The sequence below is a fragment of the Ornithinimicrobium sp. INDO-MA30-4 genome (assembly GCF_021535045.1).
Classification (GTDB): Bacteria; Actinomycetota; Actinomycetes; order Actinomycetales; family Dermatophilaceae; genus Ornithinicoccus.
This window is the reverse complement of the sequence record NZ_CP091056.1, coordinates 1,826,410-1,850,112: the sequence shown is the minus strand read 5'-3', so window position 1 is coordinate 1,850,112 and position 23,703 is coordinate 1,826,410. Positions and strand designations below refer to the sequence as shown.

Here is a 23,703-nt window from a genome sequence, read left to right as displayed (position 1 = left end):
AGGCTAGAAGGCGGCCTCTGGCAACTCCATCAGCGAGTTGTCGGCGGCCATCATCACGGCCCGGTCTGAGCTAAGCCGAGGCAGGACGTTGTGCGCAAAGAACTTAGCCGCGGCGACCTTGCCGGCATAGAAGTTTGCGTCCTTGCCGTCTGGGTCGGCATCCAAGGCGGCCTGAGCAACCTCGGCCTGACGCAGCAACAGCCATCCGATAAGCAGGTCTCCGGTGGCGAGCAACAACCGCGTGGTGTGCTGGCCGACCAGATAGATCGCCTTCGGATTTTCCCGACTGGCCATCGCCTGGGCGCTCAAATATTCGACCATCGCCTGGACGTGGCCCAGCGAGCTGGCCAAGTAGCCCCGCTCGCCAGTTAAACCATCGCCGGGGGAACCACCCTGGCAGGTCGCCGCGATCTGCTTCGCTAGATGACCCAAGGCCACACCCTTGTCCCGCAAAATCTTGCGGTTAAAGAAGTCCAACCCCTGGATGGCGGTCGTGCCTTCATAGAGGCTGTCGATCTTGGCATCCCGGACGTATTGCTCAATCGGGTAGTCCTGCAAAAGCCAGAGCCACCAAAGGTCTGCAGTGACTCGGTCCCCAACAGCACCCAGGCGCGTTCGGAGCCGCAACCCTTAACCAGGGGCAACAGGAAATCGTTGACCCTGGCGGCCAACTCGGCTTCCTTATCGCCTCCCAAGTCCTCGTGCCCGGTCGCGCTTTGAGCCGCATTCACCGAGTCTTGGAAGGTCGCAGTGAAGAGCATCAACGCCCGCAATCCCTCGGCATACGACTTCTGCAGCATGAGTGAGCGGCGCACATCGGGGTGATGGGTGATCGTGACCCGTGGTGCGCTCTTGTTGGTCGACTCGGTGAGGTCGGCGCCTTGGACTCGGATCTTGGCGTAGTCGAGGGCGTTCAAATAACCGGTCGATAGGGTTGCGATGGCCTTCGTCCCGACCAGCATGCGTGCGTATTCGATGATCCGGAACATCTGGTTAATGCCGTCATGGACCTCACCGACCAGGGTGCCAACGGCGGGGATTTCCTCGCCGAATCGCAACTCGCAGGTGGTGGAAATCTTGAGACCCATTTTGTGCTCAATGTTGCTGACCTGGACCCCGTTCTCAGCACCCAACTCGCCGGTCTCGGGGTCATAGGTGTGCTGCGGGATGATGAAGAGCGAAAGGCCTTTGGTGCCCGCACCAGCGCCCTCGGGGCGTGCCAGGACAAAGTGGATGACGTTCTCATAGAACGGGGCAACACCAGAGGTGATGAAGCGCTTGACGCCGGTGATGTGCCAGGAGCCGTCTTCAGCCTGCACGGCTTTGGCCCGGCCAGCGCCCACATCGGAGCCAGCATCCGGCTCGGTGAGCACCATCGTGGCGCCCCAACCGCGCTCGACCATCAACTCCGACAGGTGCTTTTGCTCATCGGTCCCGAGGCGGTGCAGCACCTCGGCGAAGGTGTAGCCAGCGGAGAACATTTTGATTGCCGGGTTGGCACCCAAGATCATCTCGGCGGTGGCCCAACTCAGTGACGGCGGGGCAGCCGTGCCACCGAGTGAGGGGGACAACTCCAGGCGCCACCACTCAGAGTCCACATAGGACTGGTAGGAGTCGATGAATGACGCAGGCATCGTGACGGTGCCGTTGTCTGGGTCAAAGACGGGGGAGTGCGGTCGGACTCCAGCAGGCTCGAACCGACTTCGTTCTCGGCAAGCCGTGCCACTTGAGACAGGATGTCGCGCGCGGTTTCTTCGTCAATGTCGTCATACGGGGCTTGGCCCATGACTTGGCCGCGACCAAAAACCTCAAACAGGTTGAACTCAATGTCTCGCACGTTGCTCTTGTAGTGGCTCATATGCACCTCATTGTGAATCGCCAACAGATCAGTTACTGACTGGTACTAATCACATCGTAAGCCCGGCGTCATGGACCAGCAGCGCGACCTGGGTCCTGTTGTCTACGTGCAACTTCGTCAGGACTCGTGACACGTGGGTTTTGACGGTCGGGACGCTCATAAAGAGAGCTTTAGCGATCTCCGCGTTGCTATCCCCGCGCCCCATCGCAATCGCCACCTCACGCTCGCGTTCGGTGAGCCCAGCTAGCCGCTTTTCGGCTGCGGACTGCGCGGGATTGGGGGCCGGGTCAGGCTCACTGACCCGGCTCATCAGCAAGGCGGTGACCGAGGGGGACAAGACAGGCTCGCCCGCGGCAACACCGCGAATGGCCGCAACGAGTTTCTCGGGCCGGGTGCTCTTGAGCAAAAAGCCACTAGCGCCCTCCCGCAATGCGGCGATCACCATGTCGTCGGTGTCAAAGGTGGTCAGCACGATGACGGCGGTATCAGGGTGGTCGCGGGCGATCAGCGTGGTGGCTGCGATGCCGTCCAGCACCGGCATCCGGATATCCATCAGCACCACGTCAGGCCTAGTTTCGGCGACCAGGTCAACACCGGCGCGACCGTCGGCTGCTTGCCCGACAATCTCGATGTCCGGCTGCCGCCGAGCACCAACTCCAGGCCCATCCGGACCAGGTTGTCGTCATCAACTAGCGCGACTCGGATCTTGGCTTCACTCATCGTCGCGGCCCTCCCAGGGCAATCGGCCATGCACCACGAACCGGCCAGCTCGGTCGGTGCCGTGGGCTAACTTGCCGCCCGCTAACTCGACGCGCTCGGTAAGGCCCAGCAGGCCCATACCGGAGGATTCCGGTAGGTCACCTTCGTCTCCGTACGGCGCCGCATCACTGGTGATTTTGAACGCCAGACCGTATTCACGCCCTCCAGAGAGCGCGACAGCGACCGGCATGCCGGGGGCGTGTTTGCGGGCGTTGGTCAGTGCTTCTTGGACGACGCGATAGGTATGGCGGCCGGTGCTCGGGGCCATCGTGTCGACCGGTGGTCAAAGCTCATGCTCAGCGTCACGCTCGTGCCACTGGATTGCACCTCGGCGATGAGATCGGGCAGATCGGCAATTGAGTTTTGGGGTGTGTGAGCCTGACCGGGCTCATCGCTGCCACGCAAAATGCCCAGCACGTCGCGCAGCTCGCGCACCGCCTGATCGGCGTTGTCCCGCAAGAGCTGGGCTGTCTCTTTAACCTGGGCTGGGGGCAAATCATCGCGGTATGACAGTGCTCCGGCGTGCACAGCGATGAGAGAGATCCGGTGGGCCAGGGTGTCGTGCATCTCGCGAGCAATCCGTGCCCGCTCATCGGCGCGAGCCCGAGCGGCGCGACTGGCCAGTTCCTTCTCAGCACTCTCGGCCCGCTGCAGGAGAAGGTTGGCCGAGTCTCGGCGCGCGCCGATGTAGGCGCCGATACTGACCATGGCGATGTAGACGGCCAGCCCCATGACCGCCGTGGTGAGTGGAGTTGAACCCATAGCCAGCGGGTCAAGCCGATCAAAGGCTTGCCCCGCGGCCATGTAGAACGGTGCCACGATGAGAATCTCGCGCCACTGCCGTCGAGTGCCCAGCGAAACGATCGCCAGCGTCGAGATGATGCCAGCAGCCACAGAGAAGGCACTGGCCACGCTGATGAGGATGGCCACGACGACGGGCCAACGCCGACGCCAAAGGACCAGCGCCAACGAGGCCAAGCCAAGAATCGGTTCGGTGAAGGCCAACCAACCTTGAGCGGTAATTTCACCGTCTGGGCTGAGCGCAGGCCCGACTCCGACCAGCAGCACGACAAACACGAACGCTAAGAAACCAATGAGACCCAGCCGCCAGGCCTCTGCCCACCAAGGCAGGGGTTTGAACGTGGTGCGCATAACGCTGACTCTACGGCTGACATGCCACCCGAGGCGGCGTCATACCCAAAGATCAACCAAAAGGATGACCTAGGTCTAGCCGTCTGGCCGATGTGGGCGACCCCATTGACCAGAGATGGTTAATCCATGATCACCACACAGAACCTGGTTCGCCGCTATGGCGACTTCACCGCAGTCAACAATGTGAGCTTTACGGCTGAGCCGGGTCGCGTGACCGGGTTCCTCGGGCCGAACGGCGCTGGCAAGTCCACCACGATGCGTGTCCTGACTGGCCTCACCCCGGCCACCTCGGGCACCGCCACCGTGCTGGGCAAGCCCTTCAAAGAGTTGGTTAACCCCGGCCGCCACGTTGGTGTGCTGCTGGATGCCTCGGCCCAACACAACGGCCGCACTGGCCGCGAGGTGCTGATGATCAGTGCCAAGACAATGGGCCTGCCGGCCAAGCGCGTCGATCACATGATGGATGTCGTGGGCCTGACCCAAAAGGAGGGTAAGCGCCGCTTGGGCAACTACTCCTGGGTATGCGCCAGCGCCTTGGTTTGGCCAACGCACTGATGGGCGACCCGCGGGTCCTCATCTTGGATGAGCCGGCCAACGGGTTGGACCCGGCCGGTATTCGCTGGATGCGCTCGCTGCTCGGCAGTTATGCCGACCAGGGCGGCACCGTGTTGCTCTCGTCGCACTTGCTGAATGAGATCGAGCGGATCGCCGACGACATTCTGGTGATCGGCAATGGCGAGATCGTCGCCCGAGGCACCAAGGAAGAGTTGCTGCGACCGAACGGCACCGTTGGGAAAACCCCCAACAGTGATGTCCTCACCGAGGCGCTCACTTCGGCAGGTTTGGCTTTCACTGTCGCTGGCGATGGTGGCCTGCACGTGGAGGCAGAGCCGACCGACGTTGGCGTCTTGGCAGCCAACAACCGCGTCGTTCTCTCTGAATTGCGCCCCGGTGATAACCAGGGCTTGGAAGAAATGTTCCTGAACTTGACCGCAAGCAACGCCCGCACGGAGGCCGCAGCATGAGCACCCAGACCAGCACCGGAACACCCGTCGAGGCAGGCCGCGAGGCAGCAGTCGAGCTCAAGCAGAGCGACTTGGGGCCCATCAAGTCCATCCCGTTTACCTCCTTGCTTGGTGTCGAGTTCCGCAAGCAACTCGACACCCGGTCTGGTCAGTGGTTGCTGATCGCGGTTGCCGCCATCGCAGCCATCGTGATGGCCGTGACGATCTTTGTGGAGACTGGCATTGACCCAGCTGAAAGCTGGACCTGGATGACCTTCTTCAACAACACCAGTCAGCCGCTCCTGGCGCTGATCCCGATCATTGCGATCTTGGCGGCCACCTCTGAATGGTCAGCGAAGACGGCGATGACGACGTTCGCGCTGGAACCCCGCCGGGCTCGGGTCATTTGGGCCAAGATCATCAGTAGTTTCGTGATCGGTATGGGCCTGTTGACCTTCATCTTCTTGCTGGCCGCGCCGATGTCGTGGGTGGGGTCAATGGTCAACGGTGTCGACGCCAACTTCGAGATCAACAACTGGATGGTCCTTGGCTTCTTTGCCGCCATGGCGATCAGCATGCTGCTGGGCTCGGCCTTCGGTCTTGTGCTGATGAACGCGCCGGTGGCGATCGTGTCCTACTTCATCCTGCCCACGCTGTTAACCCTGGTGGGTTTCTTGATCACCTCGCTGGCCACCTTCATGAGCTGGATCGACGTCAACTCTGCGATCTTGCCGCTGATCATGGGGATGGAGCCGACGAGCGAAGAATGGCAAAAGATCGCCGTCTCCTCCGTCATCTGGATCGTCATCCCGATCGCGATTGGCTTCTGGCGCTCGATGAAGCGCGAAGTTAAGTAGCCAACTCGCTCAAGTGCCCCGTCACCACTTGGCCCACCGCTTCGGCGGTTCGGTGCCAAGAGGTGGCGGGGCCAAATCGTGCCGTGAGGTCAACGCAGGTCACGCCGTCCTGCTGAGCGGCGGTCGGGTGATCCTTGATGATTCCGGCGATCACGAGGACGGGCTTACTGCGGCTCGAGCCAACGCGATGACCTCGCCGACCACTTTGCCGTTGAAACTCTCCAGGTCGAGAGCGCCTTCGCCGGTCACGACGAGGTCAGCCCCTTCAATCGCGGCAGCCAAGTTGAGGTGTTCGGCGACCAGGGCAAAGCCTGGTTGCAGAGTTGCGCCGAGCGCCAGCAGGCCACCGCCCAGTCCTCCTGCGGCACCGGCGCCGGGCGCGTCGGTTAACCGCACGCCATACTCGCGGGCGTAGTGGTCTTGGAGTTCGGTCAGCCGGGTGGTCAGCGTGACGACGTCCTGCGCGCTGGCTCCTTTTGCGGGCCAAAGATTGCGGCGGCGTCAGTGAAGGCGGTGCTGACATCGCAGGCGGCGATGACCTCAACGCCCGCCTCGCGGGGTGTTTGCCCCAGCCCTTCCAAGACCGCGGTGACCGCACCAAAGCCCCATCGGTCATCGCCGATCCGCCCAGTCCGACAATGATTTTGCGTGCCCCACCCCGAACTGCGTCGACGATGAGTTGGCCGGTCCCGGTGCTGGTGGCGGCCAATGGGTCGTTGCCACTGGCTCCACCAGCCAGGGCCAAACCGGATGCTGCTGCTGACTCGATCACGGCGACCCCGTCATCACCCAAGCGCCAATCGGCAGTGATCATCGCTCCTTGGGCCCAGTCACTTCGCTGGTATGCGTCGCGCCACCGAGGGCTTCGACGAGCCCCTCGCCGCCATCGGCTAGGGGCATCAACACCGTGGACCAGTGGGCTTCTTGGGCGCCAGCCGCTATTGCTTCGGCTACTTCTGGGCCCGTCAGCGAGCCTCGGAACTTGTCCGGTGCGGCCAAAACAGTGCTCGGTGTCTTCATCGACATACTGGCACCGTACTTGGTCAGCCCGTCCGGGCTCGGCCGTTTCCGCTCGAGGTTTGGCTATTCGTGTTGGCAACCTCGCCAAGGTCGGCCGGGCGAAACTCAAGGTCACCGATCGCCCAGACATGGGTCAGGCGGTCTCGATCAACAGCTGGCCGGATCTGTTGGCCAATCTCGGTGAAGCCAACTTTTTCGGCGATCCTGCCTGACCCGGGGTTGTTTTCAGCGTGCAGCAGGAACACCGACTGCACGCTGGGCTCCATCAGCGCTACCTCGACCAGAGATTTCGTCACGGCTGTCGCGATGCCTTGGCCGGTGGCGTCGGTGCGCAACCAATAGCCGACCTCAAGCTGCCTTCACCTTGGCGACGCATCAGCCCACACATACCGACAATGGCGCCGTCGGGGGTGCGGATGCTCCAGTTGTACTCCTTGTCGGACTCCCACCAGTCCTCCGACAACTGCAGGAACACCAAAGCATCCGACTCGGCATAGTCCCTTGCACCCAATCCATGAAGGGCTCCAGCTCGGGCAGCGATGACTGGACTGCCCCCGCCACTGCGGCGACGTCCTCGAGTGTTGAACGCTCAAGTCGGTGTGGCTGAGCATTGCCCGGCAAAGCGAACTCAATCAACTCAGGAGGCTTGCCTTCGGAAGTCCACATATGGCGAGCATATGGTCACGCACCGACACGACCGCATACCCTGAGCAGGCAGGGCACACTCATTCAGCAAAGAAGGCAGGCAGACTGATGGGCATGAAGCGGATGAAGACCACCATGGGACTCGCGCTCACCGGGGCATTTCTCCTGACCGCATGCAACGCCGGAGCGAGCACCGATGGCGGTTCGGCCACCGGCGGCAGCGGCTCGGACGCACTCACCGTCGGCCTCTTTGCCGAGCCAGCCAGCCTGGACTTCACCACAGTGGACGGCGCCGCCATCCCGCAGGCGCTGTTGGACAACGTCTACGAGACCTTGGTGACCCTTGACCAAGAGGGCAATATCTTGCCCGCGCTCGCCGAGTCATACGAGGTCAGCGATGACGGTCTGGCCTACACCTTCCAATTGCAGCAAGGCGTGACGTTCAGCAACGGGGAAGACTTCACCGCCGCAGACGCAGTGTTTTCAATCAACCAAGTGAAGTCAGATGACTGGACCATTTCGCTCAAGTCGCAGATGGACGTGGTGGAGTCGGCAGAGGCCACCGGTGATCATGAGTTGACGGTGACGCTGAGCGAACCGAGCAACGCCTGGCTGTATTCGATGACAACACGCATCGGCGCAATGTTTGACGAAAACGGGACCGACAATCTGGCCGAAGAAGCCATCGGCACCGGCCCGTTTGTCTTTGATAGTTGGGACCGCGGCAACGAGATCGTGCTCAATCGCAACGATGACTACTGGGGCGAAGAGCCTTACTTCAACGAAGTGACGCTGCGCTATTTCAACGACGGCAACGCGGTGAACAACGCGATGCTGACCGGCTCCATTGACCTGATCGGCACGGTCCAGGCACCCGAATCGCTAGCCGAGTTTGAAGGCGACGACTTCCAGATCATTGAGGGCACCACCAACGGCGAGATTGTGCTGTCGTTTAACAATGGCCGGGCCCCGTTTGATGACCTGCGCGTGCGCCAGGCAGCCCGCTACGCCATCGATAACCAAGCGTTGATGGACACCTGCTGGGCCGGGCGAGGCGAGCTTATTGGCTCGATGGTCCCACCCACAGACCCTTGGTATGAGGACCGCACGGGCGACTATGAGTTCGACACCGAGCGGGCAGCCGCCCTGCTTGAAGACGCTGACGCCACTGGTGTTGACGTCGCTTTGCGGCTGCCTTCGCTGCCGTATGCGGTGGCGTGCGGCACCGTCGTTGAGTCCATGCTCGAAGACGCTGGCTTCAACGTCACCGTCGATGAGTTGGAGTTCCCAGCAGCCTGGGTTGAGACGGTCTTCACTGCACAGGACTACGACATGTCGATCGTCTCGCACGTCGAGCCTCGCGACCTGGGCAACGTCTTTGGCAACCCCGACTACTACACCGCTTACGGCACGCCCGAGTTGCAAGAGATCCTGGAGCGCGCCGACCGAGGCACCGTCGAAGAGCAGACCGCAGCAATGCAAGAAGCAGCAACGATGGTCTCTGAGGATGCTGCCGCTGAGTTCTTGTTCTTGCTGCCCAACTTGATGGTGGCCGAGCCTGGCATCACCGGTGTCCCGACCAACCTGATCGGTGAATCGCTTGAGTTGTCGAACCTGGCGCGCAGCGAGTGACGACCTGACGTGATCCTGTCGCTGGTCCGACGCTTCGGCGTGCTGGTCGCGAGTGTCGTGGCCAGTTCGCTGGTGGTATTTGCCTTCATGCAGGTTTTGCCTGGCAACCCCGCCCGCGTCGCCCTCGGGCTCAATGCCAGCGAGGGCGCCGTTGAGCGCATGACCACTCAGTTTGGTCTGGATCGGCCATTGCCGGTGCAGTACTGGGAGTGGGCGATCGGGATGCTGACGCTCGACCCCGGCATCGAATACATCTCAAAGGCGGCGATCGGCCCGCAGATCGCCGATCGATTGCTGATCACCTTGTGGCTGGTCGGGCTAGCGATGGCGCTTGCTGTTGCGATCGCGATCCCGCTCGGCGTCTGGATGGCGGTGCGGCATCGGCATGCCGATGGGGTTGTCCTGACCGCGGCCTCGCAGATTGGCGTGGCCATCCCGGCCTTCTTGGCCGGCATTGTCCTGATCTCGATCTTCGCCGTTCGGCTGCGCTGGGTGCCTTCCGGCGGGTGGGTCGCACCCGCTGAAGACCCAGTGCTTTTTGCCAAGTCAGTCGTGCTGCCAACGATCTCGCTAGCCCTGGTGCAGGGCTCGGTCCTGGCCAGGTATGTCCGATCCGCGGTGTTGGATGTGTTGCGTGAAGACTATTTGCGGACCGCTCGGGCGAAGGGGTTGACACCGATGCAGGCCTTGTGGCGGCACGGATCGCGCAATGCCGCGATCCCGGTCGTCACCGTGATGGGCCTGCAATTGGCAACTCTGCTTGTTGGCGCGGTCGTCATTGAACGGGTCTTTGTCATCCCCGGGTTGGGTTCGTTGCTGCTCGACTCGGTTTCCGACCGTGAACTGTTAACCGTGCAGAGCATCGTGATGGTGCTGGTCGTGGCGGTTTTGGTGATCAACTTCATCGTGGATGCCCTCTATTTGATGATTGACCCGCGGTTAAAGACTGGTGCCCGATGACACAACCTATTGAGCAGGAGATCACTCGTTCTCGGCGCCGTCCGATCAATGCCACCTTGATTGTCGGGGCGGTTTTAGTGGGCGTCATTGTGGCGATGGCTGCGGTCTCGCTGGTGTGGACGCCGCAGGCGCCGATGCGAGTGCTGAGCACTGAGGCCTATCAACGGCCCAACACGGAGTTTTGGTTGGGCACTGACCGCCTGCGACGTGATGTCTTCACTCAAATCTTGCTAGGGGCCCGCACGACCTTGCTCGTGGGCATCGTCGCCGTGGGGGTTGCAGCCCTGATCGGTGTGCCGTTGGGCATCCTGGCGGCGATGTCGCCGGGCTGGTTTGGCCAATTGATTATGCGGAGCAACGACATCTTGCTGGCCTTCCCCGCGCTGCTGTTGGCCATTATGTTTGCCGCGATTTACGGCGGATCCACCCAGTCGCCATGGTCGCGATCGGCATCGCGACCATTCCGTCGTTTGCCCGGGTGACCAGGGCCAGCGCGCTCGGCGTGCTGCGCACTGAATATGTGACTGCCGCGCGGGCCGCTGGTCGTGGGCCAGTCGCTATTGCGGTGCGGCACGTCTTGCCGAATGTGGCCAGCCTGGTGATTGTGCAGGCCTCGGTGGCCTTTGCGATCGCCATTTTGGCGGAAGCTGCCCTGGCCTATTGGGGCTCGGCACACCGACGGGTCAACCGTCGTGGGGCCGGATGCTCTATGAAGCGCAATCGACGCTGCGCTCGGCGCCGCACCTCGTGGTGATCCCCGGCATCGCGATTGCTTGGTCAGTCCTGGGCTTCAACCTGCTGGGTGATGGCTTGCGTGACTATCTCGACCCGAAGTTGGAGGACCGCTGATGAGTGTGCCGGTGCTCAGCGTCCAAGGTCTAGGGGTAGCAACGACCAGCACACCCTGCTGGCCGATGTCAGTTTCACCATTGACTCCGGCGAGCGCGTTGGCTTGATTGGCGAGTCCGGGTCCGGCAAATCTTTAACTGCCTTGGCCGTGATGGGGCTGCTCAGCGATGGGGTGCGGGCAACCGGCTCGGTCGAGCTGGGCAACGGGGGCGAAGGCAACCTGCTGGAGCGCTCTGAGCGAGAGATGGCCAAGATCCGCGGCTCGGAAATGGCGATGATCTTTCAAGAGCCGATGACTGCGCTCAACCCAACGATGCGGGTCGGTGCGCAGGTCGCTGAAGTCATGCGCATCCACGGCACCGAGCCGAGTAAGGCCGCAGCAAAATCACGAGCGGTGGAGTTGCTGGACAGCGTGGGCCTGCCTGATCCGGCCAACGTCGCGCGCTCCTATCCGCACCAGCTTTCCGGCGGCCAGCGTCAACGGGTGGTCGCGGCTATCGCCTTAGCCAATAGCCCGGACCTGCTGATTTGTGATGAGCCGACCACCGCTTTGGACGTCACTGTGCAGGCGCTAGTGCTCGACCTGATCGTCCGGCAAGTCGAAGAGCGGGATGCGGCGCTGTTGTTTATCACCCACGACCTAGCCGTCGTCGCGACCGTCTGCGAGCGAGTAGTGGTGATGTACGGCGGGCGCATCGTCGAGGCTGGGCCGGTGACCGGAGTCTTCACCGAGCCCCGACACCACCACGCAGGGCCTGTTGGCAGCTTCTGACCTGAGCATGCCTGACGGCAGTCGCCGAGAACGGCGTTCGCTGCCAACTATTGCCGGGTCCGTGCCGGGAGCAGGATATTTCCCTGATGGTTGTGTCTTCCGCAATCGCTGCGAGGCGGCCACCGAGACCTGCACCGAAGTGCCGACCTGGCATGAGCGCGGCGATGGCGCCGGGTATGCCTGCGTGCACCCGCTTGGCGCCGACTCGGCTCGTGTGCAGGGGCCACGCGATGACTGAGCCCATCCTCAAACTGACCGATGTGCGTCGTGAGTTTCGACGGCCCAGAACCTCGCTGCGCACGCCGCCGCCAGTCGTCCGCGCGGTCGGTGGTGTTGATCTCGAGGTGGCGCCAGGTGAGCGTCTCGGCATCGTTGGTGAGTCCGGCTCAGGTAAGTCGACTTTGCTCCGACTGCTGAGTGGTCTAGACCAGCCAACGTCCGGGCAGATTGAAGTGCAGGGCAGACGCGTCGATGGGCAAAGCTCACGCCAACTGAAGTGGCTGCGCGAGACCATGCAGTTGGTTTTTCAGGACCCGATGAGCTCGCTAGACCCACGAATGCGGGTGCGCGACATCATTGCCGAGCCGCTAGTTGCCGCCGGAATGAGTGCCGCAGACGAGCGAGAAGAGCGCGTAGTCACCTTGCTCGAAGCGGTCGGGCTGCCCAAAGACGCCATCGACCGCTATCCACACCAATTTTCAGGCGGGCAGCGTCAGCGCATCTCGGTGGCACGAGCCCTCGCTCCGCAGCCCAAAATCTTGGTGGCCGATGAACCCGTCAGCGCACTAGATGTCTCGGTGCGCGCTCAGGTGCTCAACTTGATCGATGATGTCGTTGAAGGCTTCGACCTCACCCTGATTTTTGTCAGCCATGACCTGTCGGTTGTTCGCCATGTCTGTGACCGAGTTGCCGTCATGCGACGCGGGGAGTTTGTCGAGGTCGCCGCCACCGAGGCGCTTTTTGCTGACCCACAACACGCATACACCAAGCAGTTGATCGCTGCGATCCCGACGCTGAGCGCGGCCCTGAGCGGCCGGACCGCGGCAGCTTTGGCCGATGAGGTTAATCAACAAGCAGGAGGCGAGAATCGTGATTGAAGACCCAGGCTGGCTGGCAGAGGCCGTTTTCACCCAACTCACGGACCGGGTGCCGGTCGATGAGCGCGAGCGCGTCAGCCTCGATCGGATTTTTGCCGAGTGGGACCTGCTCGATTCTCCCTTTAGCGAGGAGTCTGGGCCCATCCACTTCACCGGGTCTGCGCTGGTGATCGGCCCTCGCGGGGTGCTCTTGCACAAGCACCGGCGGCTGGGGATCTGGCTGCAGCCAGGCGGGCACATTGATGCCGATGAAACGCCCTGGGATGCCGCACTGCGAGAAACGGCTGAGGAAACCGGGCTGGAGTCGGAGTTTGCTGAGGTCGATAGCCAGGGCTCGCCAGTGCTGGCGCATGTGGATGTGCACGAAGGCGGACGAGGACATACCCACTTGGACCTGCGCTATGTGCTGGACGCGGGCACGGCCGACCCCAACCCGCCGCAGGGGGAGTCGCAGGAAGTCCGCTGGTTTAGCTGGGGTGAAGCGCTGGACATTGCCGACGACGGGCTACGCGGCATTTGGTAGCCCGCTTCCCCGACCTCGACGCGCAAAACCAGTGAGGTGAGTATGCAGGTAGACACCGATGGCGCTGTCGACTTCACGGCTGAGTTGGTGCGGATCCGCTCGGTGAATGACCCGGGCGCAGGCACCGCAGAGCAACAGGTCGCAGACCGAGTGGCGGAGCAAATGCGGACGTTTGGCTGGGACCCAGTGATTGACGACGTTGCGCCGGGTCGGCCCAACGTGGTCGCGGTCCTTGAAGGTGGCGCAGGCCCCGGGCGTACGTTGATGTTGGAGGGGCACACCGACGTCGTCACTGAAGGCGACCGTGGCGACTGGTCCTTCGACCCTATGCGGGCGACGTCGTTGATGGTTGGCTGCGTGGGCGTGGGTCGGCCGACATGAAGTCTGGTGTCGCCGCCATGCTCTATGCCGCGAAGGCGCTAGTCGACGCTGGGCCTTTCCGGGGCGGCTTGTGGTGGCCGCTCTGGTGGATGAGGAGGGCTTGATGCTCGGGGCCAAGCATTTTGCAGCGACCGAGTTGGCCGGATCAGTCGATGGCGCCATCTGCTGCGAGCCCGAAGAAGGTGAGATCTGCGCGGTCTCCAAGGGCGCGATTCGCCTTGCAGTGACCTTCACTGGGGCGATGGCACATGGCGCGATGCCGCAGCATGCGCGCAACCCGCTACCGGTGGTCGCTGACTATGTGAGCGCGGTGGCCGGAGTGGAAGCGCAGTTGCAGGCCGAGTTTGGCGAGCACGAGCATCTTGGTTTCGTCTATCTGACCCCAACGGTGATGCGTGCTGGCGACGCTGACCAGATCAATGTGATCCCCGGGCAGGCGTTGGCCTGCTTCGATATCCGCACGGTCCCCGGCGTTGAGCATGAGGCGTTGATCCAGCGATTGAGCGATCTGGCTGCGGTGACGGGTGCTGATGCAGGCGTCAAGGCCGCGGTGCAAGTTGTTGATAACCGGTCTGCTGTGGACACCCCGACCAGTGATCCGATGATTCAGGCGCTCGCCTCGGCACACGAGGACGTGACGGGTCAGCCGGCTGTGTATGGCGGCGTGCCGGGCGCTACCGACGGCACGATATTGACCGCTCACGCGGGCATCCCGACCGTCGTTTATGGCCCCGGTGGCAAGTGGATCGCCCACCAGGCCAATGAAATGGTCGAGGTGTCACAGATCGTCACCTGCGCACAGGTCTACGCACACGCCGCCCATCGCTATTTGCATGGAGGTTCGGCATGATTCGAGGTTCGGCATGATTTCAGGCCCCACTAATTCACTTGTCGATGTCGATGGACTGAGCGTTGGCCAATACGAGCGGACCGACGAAGGCTGGTTGACCGGCACGACGGTCATCCTCGCTGGCGACGACGGTGCAGTGGCAGGAGTCGATGTGCGTGGCGGCGGGCCAGGCACCCGCGAGACTGATGCCCTTGACCCAAAGAACTTGGTGCAACGGGCGCACGCCGTCGTCCTCTCCGGCGGTAGCGCATTTGGCTTGGCGGCCGCCGATGGCGTGATGCGTGAGCGGCACCGTGCTGGCGTCGGGATGCCGGTGGGGCCAGAAGGTAATGTGGTGCCGATTGTCCCGGCCGCGGTCATCTTTGATCTGGGTCGTGGTGGCGATTTTGCTTCGCTGCCGGATGCGGAGTTGGTGCCAAGGCAAGTGCAGCGGCGACGACTGAAACCCCTTATTGGGCTCTGTTGGCGCAGGCACGGGAGCACAGGCTGGCGGGTTGAAGGGTGGTGTTGGCTCGGCCAGTGTCACGTTGAGCGATGGGTCGACGTTGGCCGCCCTCGTGGTGGTGAACGCGGTCGGATCACCGGTCATCCCGCATACCGGAGAGTTGTGGGGTGCCCGCCATTTGTTGCCTGGCGACCTTGACGGACTCGGGCTGCCCGACGGCGTTGAGTTGGGCAGGCCCAACAAAGAGGAAGTGGAGCAGGCGGTCGCCGCTGCGCGGGCAAATCCGACGAGCGCAGTCCCGCGCACCCTGGCGACAACTATTGGGGTCGTCGCCACCGATGCAACGCTGACTAAAGCGCAAGCCGCACGACTAGCGGGCAGTGGTCACGACGGGATGGCGCGAGCGATCAACCCTATCCACACGATGTATGACGGTGACACGCTCTTTGGGTTGGCCACCGGCAAGCGCGACGAACCCAGCGCCGAGGCCTTCCACGAAATGCTCCTGGCTTCAGGGGAGTGGTGACTCGCGCAATCGTGCGAGCCATGTTGGCGGCGACCTCGGTCACGACCACAGATGGCACCTGGCGCGGCTATCGCGACGCCTTTGCGAGCGGGCTCAAGGGGTAGCTCAGCCCAGATATGCTGGTCGCGATATGACTGCTTCCGTGACCGACCATGTCCCCAGCAACCGGCCCACTGGGCGCGAGTTTGTGCTGACCGTTTCGTGCCCCGACCAGGTCGGAATCGTGCACGCTGTCTCCGGCGCCATGCTCGCCCAAGACTTGACGATCGTTGATAGCCAGCAGTTTGGCGATGATGTGGCGGGGGAGTTCCACCTGCGCATGCACTTGCGTCGAGCAGGCGAATCGGCGCTGTCGATGGCAGATTTGCAGGCAGCCTTTGAGCCGGTGGCCACTGAGTATTCGATGCACTGGGATGTCCGTGACCTAGCCGTGCCACACCGTGTCGTCATCATGGTCTCCAAAATGGGGCATTGTCTTAACGACCTGCTCTTTCGGGTGCGGACCGGCCAACTGGGGATCGAAATTGCCGCGATCGTGTCGAACCACGAAGATTTCCGTTCGCTCGCCCAGTGGCACGGCGTGGACTTCCACCACATCCCCGTCACGAAGGACACCAAGCCCGAGGCGGAAGCCAAATTGCGCAAGGTGGTCGAGCGAAGCGGTGCCGAGACGATCATCCTTGCTCGCTACATGCAGGTGCTCTCGGAGCAGATGTGCTCTGACTATTCGGGGCGCATCATCAATATCCACCACTCACTGCTGCCCAGCTTTAAGGGTGCAAAGCCCTACACCCAGGCACACGACCGCGGCGTGAAAGTGATTGGGGCCACGGCTCACTATGTGACGGCAGATCTCGACGAGGGGCCGATCATTGAGCAGGATTTCCGGCGCGTTGACCACCGGATGTCTCCGGCAGACCTGTCGCGCGTGGGCCAAGAGCAAGAGGCGGCAGCGTTGTCGCGGGCCGTTCGCTGGCACGCTGAGCAGCGGATCATCCTGCGCGGACATCGCACCATCGTTTTTGACTGATCCTGAGGGTAGGTTGATCTCACTGCGCACCGCCTGAGCAGGGTGCGCCTGGTGAAGGATTGCCCTGGTGGACTACGCGAATATGTTCCGGCTGGATGGCAAACACGCGGTCGTGATCGGCTGCGGTGGCATCGGCGCGGAAGTCGTGGCTGGGTTGGCGGCGCAAGGTGCCCGGGTCACCTGCCTTGATCAGCAGCAAAGTGTCGCAGAGTCTGCCCTGGTGTATGCCCGGGAGCAGGCTAGTTTTCAAGCGGCTCCTGAGCACGAGGCAGGCGTCGTCGATGTCACTGATCCGGACAGCCTGGCGCAGGCCGCAGAGCACGCTCATGATGTGGACATCGTGGTGCTCACAGCCGCCCGCAATGTGCGCAAGCGTCTGTTGGACTACTCGGCGGATGAGTTCGCTTCGGTCATCGATATCAACCTTGGTGGCACCTTTAACGTTGCCCGAGCCTTTGCGCCGCGGATGGCGTCACGAGGTGTGGGCTCCTTCATCGTTTTGGGCTCTATCCGCTCGGTGACTGTTGAGCCGGGTCAGGGTGGCTATGCAGCAACCAAGGCTGGCTTGTTGCAACTGATCCGCACCTTTGCCGCTGAGCTTGGGCCGCAGGGCGTCCGGTTTAACTCAGTAGCCCCCGGAGTGGTGGACACCCCGCTGACAAAGCCGATCCAAAGCGATGAGGCGTGGCAACAGGCATACGCCAATAAGAGTGCGCTGGCCCGGTGGGCGCAGCCGAGCGAAATTGTTGGTGCGGTGACCTATCTGGCCAGTGATGCGGCGAGTTTCGTCACCGGCAGTCAGATCGTGGTCGATGGCGGGTGGACCGCTATTGATGGCCGCTTCACCCCACCTACCCCGGCGAACTGAGGAGTGACATGACAAGTCACGGTGTGGCACCTGAAGACGCGCAACTCGACGGCACAGAGCGCGATGCTGAGATCCGTGCGCTCACGAAGAAGCACGTGTTTCAGTCATGGTCGGCGCAAGCGGAAGTGAATCCGACTCCGCTGGCTGGTGGTCAAGGTGCGTGGCTGTGGGATCACGCGGGCCATGAGTGGCTCGACTTTTCCTCGCAGCTGGTCAACGTCAACCTCGGATATCAACACCCCGACCTGACGGTGGCACTCAAAGAAGCCGCCGATGGCTTGGCGATGGTCTCACCGGCGATGGCTCAGAGTCGCGGGCCAAGGCTGCCGAGGCGATCGCCGGCCTGGCACCCGAGGGGATGAACAAGGTCTTCTTCACCAATGGTGGTCAGGACGCGGTTGAAAACGCCGTGAAGTTGGCCCGTGGCCGTACCGGGCGGCCCAAGGTGCTTGCGGCTTACCGCAGTTATCACGGGGCAGGGCGCTCTCGCAGACGCTGACAGGTGAGGCCCGCCGCTTGGCCGTTGAGCCAGGGGCTCCGGGGGTCGTGCATTTTTGGGGGCCGTATCTGTATCGCAGTGAGTTTGAATCGGCTACGCAGGAGCAGGAGGCCCAGCGTTCGCTACGCAATATTCGGCGAACGATCGAGGTGGAAGGCCCCGATCGAATCGCAGCGATCATCATGGAATCAGTCGTTGGCACCAACGGTGTGCTGGTGCCGCCGCCCGGTTTTTGGCCCGGTCTGCGGGAGTTGTGCGACGAGCACGGCATCATGTTGATCGTTGACGAGGTGATGGCTGGCTTTGGCCGCTGCGGTTCGTGGTTTGGCTTCCAGCGCTTCGACGTGGAGCCGGACCTGATTGTCTTCGCCAAGGGCGTGAACTCCGGTATGTCCCGCTCGGCGGGGTGATCATGACCGATGCCATTGCCGACACGTATGCGCACACCCTTTCCTGGTGGCCTCACCTATTCCGGGCACCCGTTAGCCTGCGCCACGGCCGTGGCGGCGATTGACATCATGCGGCGCGATGGGGTCGTGGAGCATGCCCGTGATGTCGGGGAAAACGTGCTCGGGCCAGCCTTAGCTGAGTTGGCGCAGCGCCATACGTGCATGGGTGAGGTGCGTGGTGTGGGTCTGATGTGGGCTGTTGAGTTCGTCAGCGATGTGGAAGCCAAGACGCCGTGGGATGCCGCGGCGATGGGGGCGCTCGTGCAGGCCTGTAAGGAGCAAGGCATGTGGCCCTTCATGGTGGCTAACCGCTTGCACATGGTGCCGCCGCTAGTGATCACCGCTGATGAGGTCCGGCAGGGAGTTGCGGCGTTGGATCGAGCGCTCGGTAGCCTGCCCTAGTGCGTCATCTGCCGATTATTGTTTTTCTGGGCCTGGGGTTTGTGTGGGGCAGCAACTTCATCTTTATGAAGTGGGCCGCTGAGGCCATTGATCCTGGTCAGATTGCCTTTTGCGGGTGCTGTTTGGGCTCGTGCCGGTCGTCATTTATGCGGCGATGACAAAGGCGATCAAACTGAGGCACGTCAAGCACATCCATCACTTTGTGGTGATGTCGCTGCTAGCGACGGCTATCTATTTGTATGCGTTCGCGGCTGGCACTTCGCTGTTGGAGTCGGGGATTGCCGGTGCTCTCAGCGGTGCCATCCCGCTGTTTAGCTTTGTCGCGGCCGTAGTGTTTTTGAAGGATGAGTCGATCAACCCGGTGCGGGTGTTTGGCGTCGTCCTTGGTTTTGCCGGGGTTGTGCTGGTCGCGCGGCCTTGGGACACCAGCACCTCGATCGACCTCGTCGGCGTCGGCTACATGATGGCCGGATCGCTGTCGGTCGGAGTGTCATTCGTCTACGCGAAGAAGTTTCTTGTCCCGTTGAAGATCGCCCCCGCCGCGCTCACGACATACCAAATGGCGTTGGGCTTGGGCTTTTGGCTCTGGTCACGAGCACCGAGGGGATGGCTGCGCTGGGGCAGGATCCCCGTGCGTTGTGGTCGCTGATCCTGGGCCTTGGTTTGTTGGGAACAGGCGTGGCCTACATCTTCTACTACTACATCGTCGACAAACTCGGCGCGATCACCGCTTCTAGTGCCACCTATATCCCCCAGTGGTGGCATTGGCCATTGGTGCGCTGCTGGTCGGTGAGCCGATTGGGTTGTTGGACGTGATGGCAGTGGGGATGATTATCGCGGGAGTTGTCGTGCTGCGAATTGGCCAAATGGGGCGCTTCGCCAAGGTGCCCCCGCCAGCTTGAAGCGATGCAGGGCCGTGGCCAGTGGTTTCGTCAGTCGGAGCGCGAAATGTTGGCTGGCGATGCCCGCGACGGGAGTTTGCCAGTGTGATGCCTGAATCAGGCGAGAGAGCGGGCGACGAGAATCGAACTCGCGTATTCAGCTTGGGAAGCTGATGTTCTACCATTGAACTACGCCCGCAGGCGCTCGAATGACGTGCTTCGAGACCGGGTCATCGTGGAGCAGGCGGAAAGAATCGAACTCCCGTATCCAACGTGGAACGTTGGCGTTCTACCACTGAACTACGCCTGCGACTGCTGCACCAAGACAATAGCCGATTCGTGGCCATTCAGCACAACCGGCGACCCGATAGTGTGGGTCTGTGCTGCTCTCTGATCGCGACATTCATGCCCAAATCAACGCTGGTCGAGTCAGCCTCGACCCGTGGGAGCCCTCAATGGTGCAACCCTCGAGCGTCGACATTCGACTGGATCGCTACTTCCGTCTGTTCGACAACCACAAATACGGCTTGATCGACCCGGCAGCTGACCAGCCAGACCTGACTCGCCTTGTTGAGGTTGAGTCCGACGACACCTTCATCTTGCATCCTGGCGAGTTTGTCTTGGGCTCGACCTATGAAGAGGTCACGCTCCCGGACGATGTTGCCGCTCGAGTGGAGGGCAAGTCTTCCTTGGGCCGACTCGGTCTGTTGACGCACGCCACGGCCGGGTTCGTGGATCCTGGCTTTACGGGGCACGTCACTTTGGAATTGAGCAATGTCGCGACGCTGCCGATCCGGCTGTACCCAGGGATGAAGATTGGGCAGTTGTGCTTTTCAATTGTCTTCGCCCAGCGATCACCCGTACGGCTCGGCCGAGAAGGGTTCGCACTACCAAGGGCAGCGCGGACCGACGGCGAGCCGATCGCATACCAACTTCTTTCAGACCAGAATCTGAGCGCCCGCTAGCAGTCGGGTGGAATGGTCACGTTGCATGACCCTCCGTTGATCGGTGGGGCGGAGTTGTAGGTCTTGGCGACGATGAGCGGGGAGTGCGCCCCTGAGAGGGTGTCATCATCACCGGCCGGATCCACTGTGTGGTCCCACGGCAGACCAACGGTAACTAAGACGCCACTGATGTTGGCGCTTTTGGAGTTTTCGCCAGCGATAAGGACCAGAGTCACGCTCCCGCCGGGTGCGAGCTCAATGGGGAATGGATAGAAAACGCCGTTGGCGGCCGCTGCCTCGAAGGCGAGGTTGAGCGTCGGGGAATTATCGGTAACGGTGACTGGATAACTAACAGTGTTGTAAAGACAAATTGTTTGCCCGGTGGTGTTCGTGACGAACGCTTCAAACACGTAGCCCTTCTTGAATACGGTGCCGCATGAATTTCCAGGCAATTTGCATGCGTCTCCTAGCGATCCGCTCGGGCCACTGCCTGACGCAGCCATGACAGGCGCGACCCTGGAGACGGGGGCACGGGAATGCTCCAAGCGGCACCGAGGACCAGGGTGCGACGAGGGGAGTCTGCTGGGGTTGGGGCCACAAGGGGGTCTTTTGGCGAAGGGGGCATGCTCACGGCGGAGAGAGGAGACGGGGGTCCTCGCTTCGGGATGCCTTGTCTCGCTTAGCAAATCAAGAAGAGGCTCTAGCGGCGATTGGTAGAGGCCGAAGAAATCACGGTGGCCATGAACAAACGCGAATGAGTAAACAATCATAAACTAGCGGAGTTGCAATCCTTGGTCGATGCTTTCGGGGAGATTCATTGGGCCGGCGAGAGGTGTGTCGGTGGCGCACTATAGGGTTGGCCACATGATCAGGCTCGAAGGCGTGACCAAGAGGTATGCAGATGGCACGGTTGCCGTCGACAACCTCAGCTTTGAAGCACCAGAGGGGAAAATCACGGTTCTGGTGGGGCCGTCGGGCTGTGGCAAGACCACATCTCTGCGGATGATCAACCGAATGATCGAGCCGACCGAGGGCAAGATCTTCGTCGACGGCAAGGACGCGTCCAGCCTGAAGCCGGCTGAGTTGCGCCGCAGCATCGGCTACGTCATTCAGCACGCGGGCCTCTTTCCGCACCGCACTGTGCTCTCCAACGTGCAGACCGTCCCCAACCTTTTGAAGTGGGACAAGAAGCGCGCCAAAGATCGTGCGATGGAGGTCCTCGAGCTTGTGGGACTAGGCGGCGACTTCGCCAAGCGCTACCCAGGTCAACTCTCGGGCGGTCAACAGCAGCGGGTTGGTGTGGCCCGTGCTCTCGCCGGGGACCCCACAGTGATGTTGATGGATGAGCCCTTTAGCGCTATCGACCCAGTCGTCCGCGAGGTGCTGCAAGACGAGTTTTTAAGCCTGCAAGAGCGGCTGGGCACCACGATCGTCATGGTCACCCACGACATTGACGAAGCCATCAAACTAGGGCACCGGATCGCCGTGTTGCGCGAAGGTGGCACGCTGGCCCAGTTTTCCTCGCCCGATGACCTGTTGGCTCACCCCAACGATGACTTCGTGGCTGGGTTCGTGGGCCGCGACCGTGGATACCGCGCCTTGAGTTTTCAACGCGCGGAGGTGCCGATTTATCCAGCTCAACCAGTCGAGCTGGGCGACCGACCTTTGCCTGACGAAGAATGGTCAATCGTCGTTGACGCAAATCGCCATCCCATCGGTTGGGTTGAGCGCGATGCAGTCGAGGGCCCCATCAGTCAGTCGGACCTGCAACTAGGTGGCACGCTCGCCGAAGAGCACGGCTCCCTGCGTGGATTCTTGGACGCCGCGCTCTCTTCCCCCAGCGGTCGAGGCGTCGTGGTCAACGAAGGTCGACTCGTTGGCACGCTTCGCCCACAAGAGGTGCTGCAGATCATCAGGAAGGCGCCACGACCCTCGGGTGACACCATCGCGGGGGATAGCGAATGAAGTTGTGGGGGGTTGACCTCGGCGAGCTCATCGAGTTGACCCTCGATCACATCTATTTGGCAGGCGTCCCGCTAATCGTGGGCTTGCTGCTGGCGATCCCGCTGGGATGGCTCGCCGTGCAGCGCAAGTGGCTCTATGGCCCGCTGCTGGCTGCGACTGGCTTGATGTACACCATCCCCTCGCTAGCCCTCTTCATTATTTTGCCCGGCATCCTTGGCACCCAGATCCTTGACCCACTCAACGTCCTCGTCGCGATGACGGTCTACACGATCGCGCTGTTGACCCGCACCGTGGCCGACGCGCTGCAATCGGTCCCCGATCACGTCAAACAAGCTGCAACAGCCATGGGTTATTCGCCGCTGCGCAGGCTCTTTGCCGTTGACCTGCCTCTCGGTGTGCCAGTGATTGCCGCCGGTATGCGGGTTGCTGCAGTGAGCAATGTGTCGATCGTCTCGGTCGCCGCCCTGGTCGGCGTCTCGCAACTCGGGATCCTGTTCACTGCCGGATTTAATCGCAACGCGATGGGGCCAATCCTCATCGGTGTCGTCGCCTGCCTGATCCTGGCCACGCTATTTGACGCCATCATTCTTAGCGTCAGCAAAGCCCTCACCCCGTGGCAGACCAGCAGGAGTGGCTCATGATCTCCTCTGTCTTTGACTGGCTGTCCAACCCGGCAAACTGGGAAGGCGATCGCGGGATTATCTCGCAAACGCTCACCCACCTCGAATATTCGCTCATTGCTTTGGTCTGCGCGGCGCTGATCGCCGTGCCGATGGGGCTCTACATCGGCCACACAGGCCGCGGCCGCGTTGTTGCGGTGAGCATCGCCGGTGGCTTTCGAGCCATCCCCAGCCTTGGCGTGCTGTTCATCGCCGTGTTGTTGCTGCTGCCCCGATTGCGCGGCGAGCTCGCCCTTTGCGCTGCCTAGCCTGATTGTCTTGGTGATCTTGGCCATCCCACCCATCTTGTCTGGTGTCTACGCCGGCATCGCTGAAGTGGATCCAGCGGCCCGCGACGCAGCCAAAGGCATGGGCATGACCGGCAGCCAGGTGCTTTGGCAAGTCGAGGTCCCCAACGCACTACCTCTGATGTTCTCGGGCATGCGTTCAGCCATGCTCCAGATCATTGCCACTGCCACCATCGCAGCCGTTGTTGGGCTGGGTGGTTTGGGGCGATTCTTGATCGACGGACAAGCGACTCGCGACTATGACGAAATGGCTGGTGGCGCACTTCTCGTGGCGGCACTAGCCCTTTTAGTCGATTTCGTGTTTGGCTTAGTCCAACGTTTCGTCGTGTCACCCGGACTGACGAAGACCGCCTAGTCCCGATCCGTTC

The 23,703-nt window shown here is 61.9% G+C and carries 31 protein-coding genes, 2 tRNA genes and 8 pseudogenes; 26 read left to right on the top strand and 15 right to left on the bottom strand.

All coding sequences use genetic code 11. From position 1 onward, the window contains the following. Window positions 1–3: 3 nt before the first annotated feature. The 5 genes and pseudogenes from L0A91_RS10975 to L0A91_RS10960 form a co-directional block, all read right to left on the bottom strand. A pseudogene (locus L0A91_RS10975) lies at window positions 4–1,858 on the bottom strand (acyl-CoA dehydrogenase). Window positions 1,859–1,907: 49 nt separating this feature from the next. Beyond that, window positions 1,908–2,444: a response regulator transcription factor gene (locus tag L0A91_RS10970; protein ID WP_311198162.1), complete on the bottom strand. Its 537-nt coding sequence runs from the start codon at window positions 2,442–2,444 to the stop codon at window positions 1,908–1,910. Beyond that, window positions 2,411–2,578, bottom strand: coding sequence for a hypothetical protein (locus L0A91_RS19040; protein ID WP_311197787.1), 168 nt, complete (start codon window positions 2,576–2,578; stop codon window positions 2,411–2,413). The genes L0A91_RS10970 and L0A91_RS19040 overlap by 34 nt, the downstream gene beginning before the upstream one ends. After that, window positions 2,571–2,885, bottom strand: coding sequence for a sensor histidine kinase (locus tag L0A91_RS10965; protein ID WP_235244477.1), 315 nt, complete (start codon window positions 2,883–2,885; stop codon window positions 2,571–2,573). The genes L0A91_RS19040 and L0A91_RS10965 overlap by 8 nt, the downstream gene beginning before the upstream one ends. Then, the gene (locus tag L0A91_RS10960; RefSeq protein WP_235244476.1) at window positions 2,834–3,769 is read right to left on the bottom strand and encodes a histidine kinase dimerization/phosphoacceptor domain-containing protein; all 936 of its coding nucleotides are present in this window, start codon (window positions 3,767–3,769) and stop codon (window positions 2,834–2,836) included. The genes L0A91_RS10965 and L0A91_RS10960 overlap by 52 nt, the downstream gene beginning before the upstream one ends. Window positions 3,770–3,895: 126 nt before the next feature. On the opposite strand from L0A91_RS10960, the gene L0A91_RS19035 reads away from it, so the two are divergent. From L0A91_RS19035 to L0A91_RS10950, 3 genes are read left to right on the top strand one after another with little or no spacing between them, the layout of a single operon-like run. Next, window positions 3,896–4,324: an ATP-binding cassette domain-containing protein gene (locus tag L0A91_RS19035; RefSeq protein WP_311197786.1), complete on the top strand. Its 429-nt coding sequence runs from the start codon at window positions 3,896–3,898 to the stop codon at window positions 4,322–4,324. Then, window positions 4,291–4,794: a hypothetical protein gene (locus L0A91_RS19030; protein ID WP_311197785.1), complete on the top strand. Its 504-nt coding sequence runs from the start codon at window positions 4,291–4,293 to the stop codon at window positions 4,792–4,794. The genes L0A91_RS19035 and L0A91_RS19030 overlap by 34 nt, the downstream gene beginning before the upstream one ends. Continuing rightward, window positions 4,791–5,630: an ABC transporter permease gene (locus L0A91_RS10950; protein ID WP_235244475.1), complete on the top strand. Its 840-nt coding sequence runs from the start codon at window positions 4,791–4,793 to the stop codon at window positions 5,628–5,630. The genes L0A91_RS19030 and L0A91_RS10950 overlap by 4 nt, the downstream gene beginning before the upstream one ends. Here L0A91_RS10950 and L0A91_RS10945 read toward each other — a convergent pair. The 7 genes and pseudogenes from L0A91_RS10945 to L0A91_RS10920 form a co-directional block, all read right to left on the bottom strand. Next, complete coding sequence (locus tag L0A91_RS10945) at window positions 5,623–5,784, bottom strand: hypothetical protein (protein ID WP_235244474.1); 162 nt, start codon at window positions 5,782–5,784, stop codon at window positions 5,623–5,625. The genes L0A91_RS10950 and L0A91_RS10945 overlap by 8 nt on opposite strands. Then, entirely contained in the window at window positions 5,781–6,065 is a 285-nt protein-coding gene (locus tag L0A91_RS10940) for a glycerate kinase (protein WP_235246604.1), read from the bottom strand. The genes L0A91_RS10945 and L0A91_RS10940 overlap by 4 nt, the downstream gene beginning before the upstream one ends. 8 nt (window positions 6,066–6,073) lie before the next feature. Then, window positions 6,074–6,211: a glycerate kinase gene (locus tag L0A91_RS10935; RefSeq protein WP_235244473.1), complete on the bottom strand. Its 138-nt coding sequence runs from the start codon at window positions 6,209–6,211 to the stop codon at window positions 6,074–6,076. Window positions 6,212–6,294: 83 nt separating this feature from the next. Then, window positions 6,295–6,444, bottom strand: a pseudogene (locus tag L0A91_RS19925) (glycerate kinase); the annotation flags it as partial. Continuing rightward, a complete protein-coding gene (locus tag L0A91_RS10930; RefSeq protein ID WP_235244471.1) occupies window positions 6,441–6,656 on the bottom strand; it encodes a glycerate kinase in 216 nt (71 codons plus the stop codon). The pseudogene L0A91_RS19925 and the gene L0A91_RS10930, both read right to left, overlap by 4 nt. 17 nt (window positions 6,657–6,673) lie before the next feature. Further along, window positions 6,674–6,985, bottom strand: coding sequence for a GNAT family N-acetyltransferase (locus L0A91_RS10925; RefSeq protein ID WP_235244470.1), 312 nt, complete (start codon window positions 6,983–6,985; stop codon window positions 6,674–6,676). Then, a complete protein-coding gene (locus L0A91_RS10920) occupies window positions 6,943–7,161 on the bottom strand; it encodes a hypothetical protein (protein WP_235244469.1) in 219 nt (72 codons plus the stop codon). Before L0A91_RS10920 ends, L0A91_RS10925 begins: the two co-directional genes overlap by 43 nt. A gap of 155 nt (window positions 7,162–7,316) precedes the next feature. On the opposite strand from L0A91_RS10920, the gene L0A91_RS10915 reads away from it, so the two are divergent. From L0A91_RS10915 to L0A91_RS10840, 18 genes and pseudogenes are all read left to right on the top strand, one after another. Further along, window positions 7,317–8,927 (top strand): ABC transporter substrate-binding protein, encoded by a 1,611-nt coding sequence (locus tag L0A91_RS10915; RefSeq protein WP_235244468.1) that lies wholly within the window; start codon window positions 7,317–7,319, stop codon window positions 8,925–8,927. Window positions 8,928–8,936: 9 nt separating this feature from the next. After that, window positions 8,937–9,887 carry an ABC transporter permease gene (locus tag L0A91_RS10910; RefSeq protein ID WP_235244467.1) on the top strand — a complete coding sequence of 317 codons (951 nt, stop codon included), beginning with the start codon at window positions 8,937–8,939 and terminating at the stop codon, window positions 9,885–9,887. After that, window positions 9,884–10,736, top strand: a pseudogene (locus L0A91_RS10905) (ABC transporter permease). Before L0A91_RS10910 ends, L0A91_RS10905 begins: the two are co-directional and overlap by 4 nt. After that, on the top strand, window positions 10,702–11,508 hold the full coding sequence (locus L0A91_RS10900; RefSeq protein ID WP_311197784.1) for an ABC transporter ATP-binding protein: 807 nt from the start codon (window positions 10,702–10,704) through the stop codon (window positions 11,506–11,508). Before L0A91_RS10905 ends, L0A91_RS10900 begins: the two are co-directional and overlap by 35 nt. Before the next feature lie 7 nt (window positions 11,509–11,515). Then, on the top strand, window positions 11,516–11,746 hold the full coding sequence (locus tag L0A91_RS10895; RefSeq protein WP_235246603.1) for an oligopeptide/dipeptide ABC transporter ATP-binding protein: 231 nt from the start codon (window positions 11,516–11,518) through the stop codon (window positions 11,744–11,746). Then, window positions 11,739–12,605, top strand: coding sequence for an ATP-binding cassette domain-containing protein (locus L0A91_RS10890; RefSeq protein WP_235244466.1), 867 nt, complete (start codon window positions 11,739–11,741; stop codon window positions 12,603–12,605). Before L0A91_RS10895 ends, L0A91_RS10890 begins: the two co-directional genes overlap by 8 nt. Next, complete coding sequence (locus tag L0A91_RS10885; RefSeq protein WP_235244465.1) at window positions 12,598–13,128, top strand: NUDIX hydrolase; 531 nt, start codon at window positions 12,598–12,600, stop codon at window positions 13,126–13,128. Before L0A91_RS10890 ends, L0A91_RS10885 begins: the two co-directional genes overlap by 8 nt. A 42-nt stretch (window positions 13,129–13,170) precedes the next feature. Continuing rightward, window positions 13,171–13,509, top strand: coding sequence for a hypothetical protein (locus tag L0A91_RS10880; protein WP_235244464.1), 339 nt, complete (start codon window positions 13,171–13,173; stop codon window positions 13,507–13,509). Next, window positions 13,506–14,359: pseudogene (locus L0A91_RS10875) on the top strand (M20 family metallopeptidase). Before L0A91_RS10880 ends, L0A91_RS10875 begins: the two are co-directional and overlap by 4 nt. Continuing rightward, a pseudogene (locus L0A91_RS17555) lies at window positions 14,271–14,678 on the top strand (P1 family peptidase); the annotation flags it as partial. The pseudogenes L0A91_RS10875 and L0A91_RS17555, both read left to right, overlap by 89 nt. Before the next feature lie 133 nt (window positions 14,679–14,811). Further along, a complete protein-coding gene (locus L0A91_RS17550; RefSeq protein ID WP_260115196.1) occupies window positions 14,812–15,330 on the top strand; it encodes a P1 family peptidase in 519 nt (172 codons plus the stop codon). Between the two features lie 130 nt (window positions 15,331–15,460). Next, window positions 15,461–16,360: a formyltetrahydrofolate deformylase gene (purU, locus tag L0A91_RS10865; RefSeq protein ID WP_235244463.1), complete on the top strand. Its 900-nt coding sequence runs from the start codon at window positions 15,461–15,463 to the stop codon at window positions 16,358–16,360. A 67-nt stretch (window positions 16,361–16,427) separates the two neighbouring features. After that, on the top strand, window positions 16,428–17,228 hold the full coding sequence (locus L0A91_RS10860; protein WP_235244462.1) for an SDR family NAD(P)-dependent oxidoreductase: 801 nt from the start codon (window positions 16,428–16,430) through the stop codon (window positions 17,226–17,228). Between the two features lie 8 nt (window positions 17,229–17,236). Continuing rightward, window positions 17,237–17,727 (top strand): annotated as a pseudogene (locus L0A91_RS17545) (aminotransferase class III-fold pyridoxal phosphate-dependent enzyme). Between the two features lie 47 nt (window positions 17,728–17,774). After that, window positions 17,775–18,578, top strand: a pseudogene (locus tag L0A91_RS17540) (aminotransferase class III-fold pyridoxal phosphate-dependent enzyme). Window positions 18,579–18,693: 115 nt separating this feature from the next. Continuing rightward, on the top strand, window positions 18,694–19,227 hold the full coding sequence (locus L0A91_RS10850; protein WP_235244461.1) for a DMT family transporter: 534 nt from the start codon (window positions 18,694–18,696) through the stop codon (window positions 19,225–19,227). Then, a complete protein-coding gene (locus L0A91_RS10845) occupies window positions 19,185–19,394 on the top strand; it encodes a hypothetical protein (RefSeq protein WP_235246689.1) in 210 nt (69 codons plus the stop codon). Before L0A91_RS10850 ends, L0A91_RS10845 begins: the two co-directional genes overlap by 43 nt. Continuing rightward, window positions 19,337–19,480: a hypothetical protein gene (locus L0A91_RS10840; RefSeq protein ID WP_235244460.1), complete on the top strand. Its 144-nt coding sequence runs from the start codon at window positions 19,337–19,339 to the stop codon at window positions 19,478–19,480. Before L0A91_RS10845 ends, L0A91_RS10840 begins: the two co-directional genes overlap by 58 nt. Window positions 19,481–19,587: 107 nt before the next feature. On the opposite strand, the gene L0A91_RS10835 is transcribed toward L0A91_RS10840, so the two are convergent. Both L0A91_RS10835 and L0A91_RS10830 read right to left on the bottom strand, forming a co-directional pair. Continuing rightward, window positions 19,588–19,658, bottom strand: a tRNA-Gly gene (locus L0A91_RS10835). A gap of 37 nt (window positions 19,659–19,695) precedes the next feature. Continuing rightward, window positions 19,696–19,769 (bottom strand) — tRNA-Gly (locus L0A91_RS10830). 70 nt (window positions 19,770–19,839) lie between these two features. On the opposite strand from L0A91_RS10830, the pseudogene dcd reads away from it, so the two are divergent. After that, window positions 19,840–20,413: pseudogene (gene dcd, locus L0A91_RS10825) on the top strand (dCTP deaminase). Between the two features lie 7 nt (window positions 20,414–20,420). Here dcd and L0A91_RS10820 read toward each other — a convergent pair. Continuing rightward, window positions 20,421–20,813: a hypothetical protein gene (locus L0A91_RS10820; RefSeq protein WP_235244459.1), complete on the bottom strand. Its 393-nt coding sequence runs from the start codon at window positions 20,811–20,813 to the stop codon at window positions 20,421–20,423. 454 nt (window positions 20,814–21,267) lie between these two features. Between L0A91_RS10820 and L0A91_RS10815 the strand changes: the two genes are divergently transcribed. From L0A91_RS10815 to L0A91_RS10800, 4 genes are read left to right on the top strand one after another with little or no spacing between them, the layout of a single operon-like run. After that, a complete protein-coding gene (locus tag L0A91_RS10815) occupies window positions 21,268–22,368 on the top strand; it encodes an ABC transporter ATP-binding protein (RefSeq protein WP_220121973.1) in 1,101 nt (366 codons plus the stop codon). After that, the gene (locus L0A91_RS10810) at window positions 22,365–23,009 is read left to right on the top strand and encodes an ABC transporter permease (RefSeq protein WP_235244458.1); all 645 of its coding nucleotides are present in this window, start codon (window positions 22,365–22,367) and stop codon (window positions 23,007–23,009) included. Before L0A91_RS10815 ends, L0A91_RS10810 begins: the two co-directional genes overlap by 4 nt. Further along, window positions 23,006–23,296 carry a hypothetical protein gene (locus tag L0A91_RS10805; protein ID WP_235244457.1) on the top strand — a complete coding sequence of 97 codons (291 nt, stop codon included), beginning with the start codon at window positions 23,006–23,008 and terminating at the stop codon, window positions 23,294–23,296. The genes L0A91_RS10810 and L0A91_RS10805 overlap by 4 nt, the downstream gene beginning before the upstream one ends. A 13-nt stretch (window positions 23,297–23,309) precedes the next feature. Continuing rightward, complete coding sequence (locus L0A91_RS10800) at window positions 23,310–23,690, top strand: ABC transporter permease (RefSeq protein WP_235246602.1); 381 nt, start codon at window positions 23,310–23,312, stop codon at window positions 23,688–23,690. The last annotated feature ends 13 nt before the right edge of the window (window positions 23,691–23,703 follow it).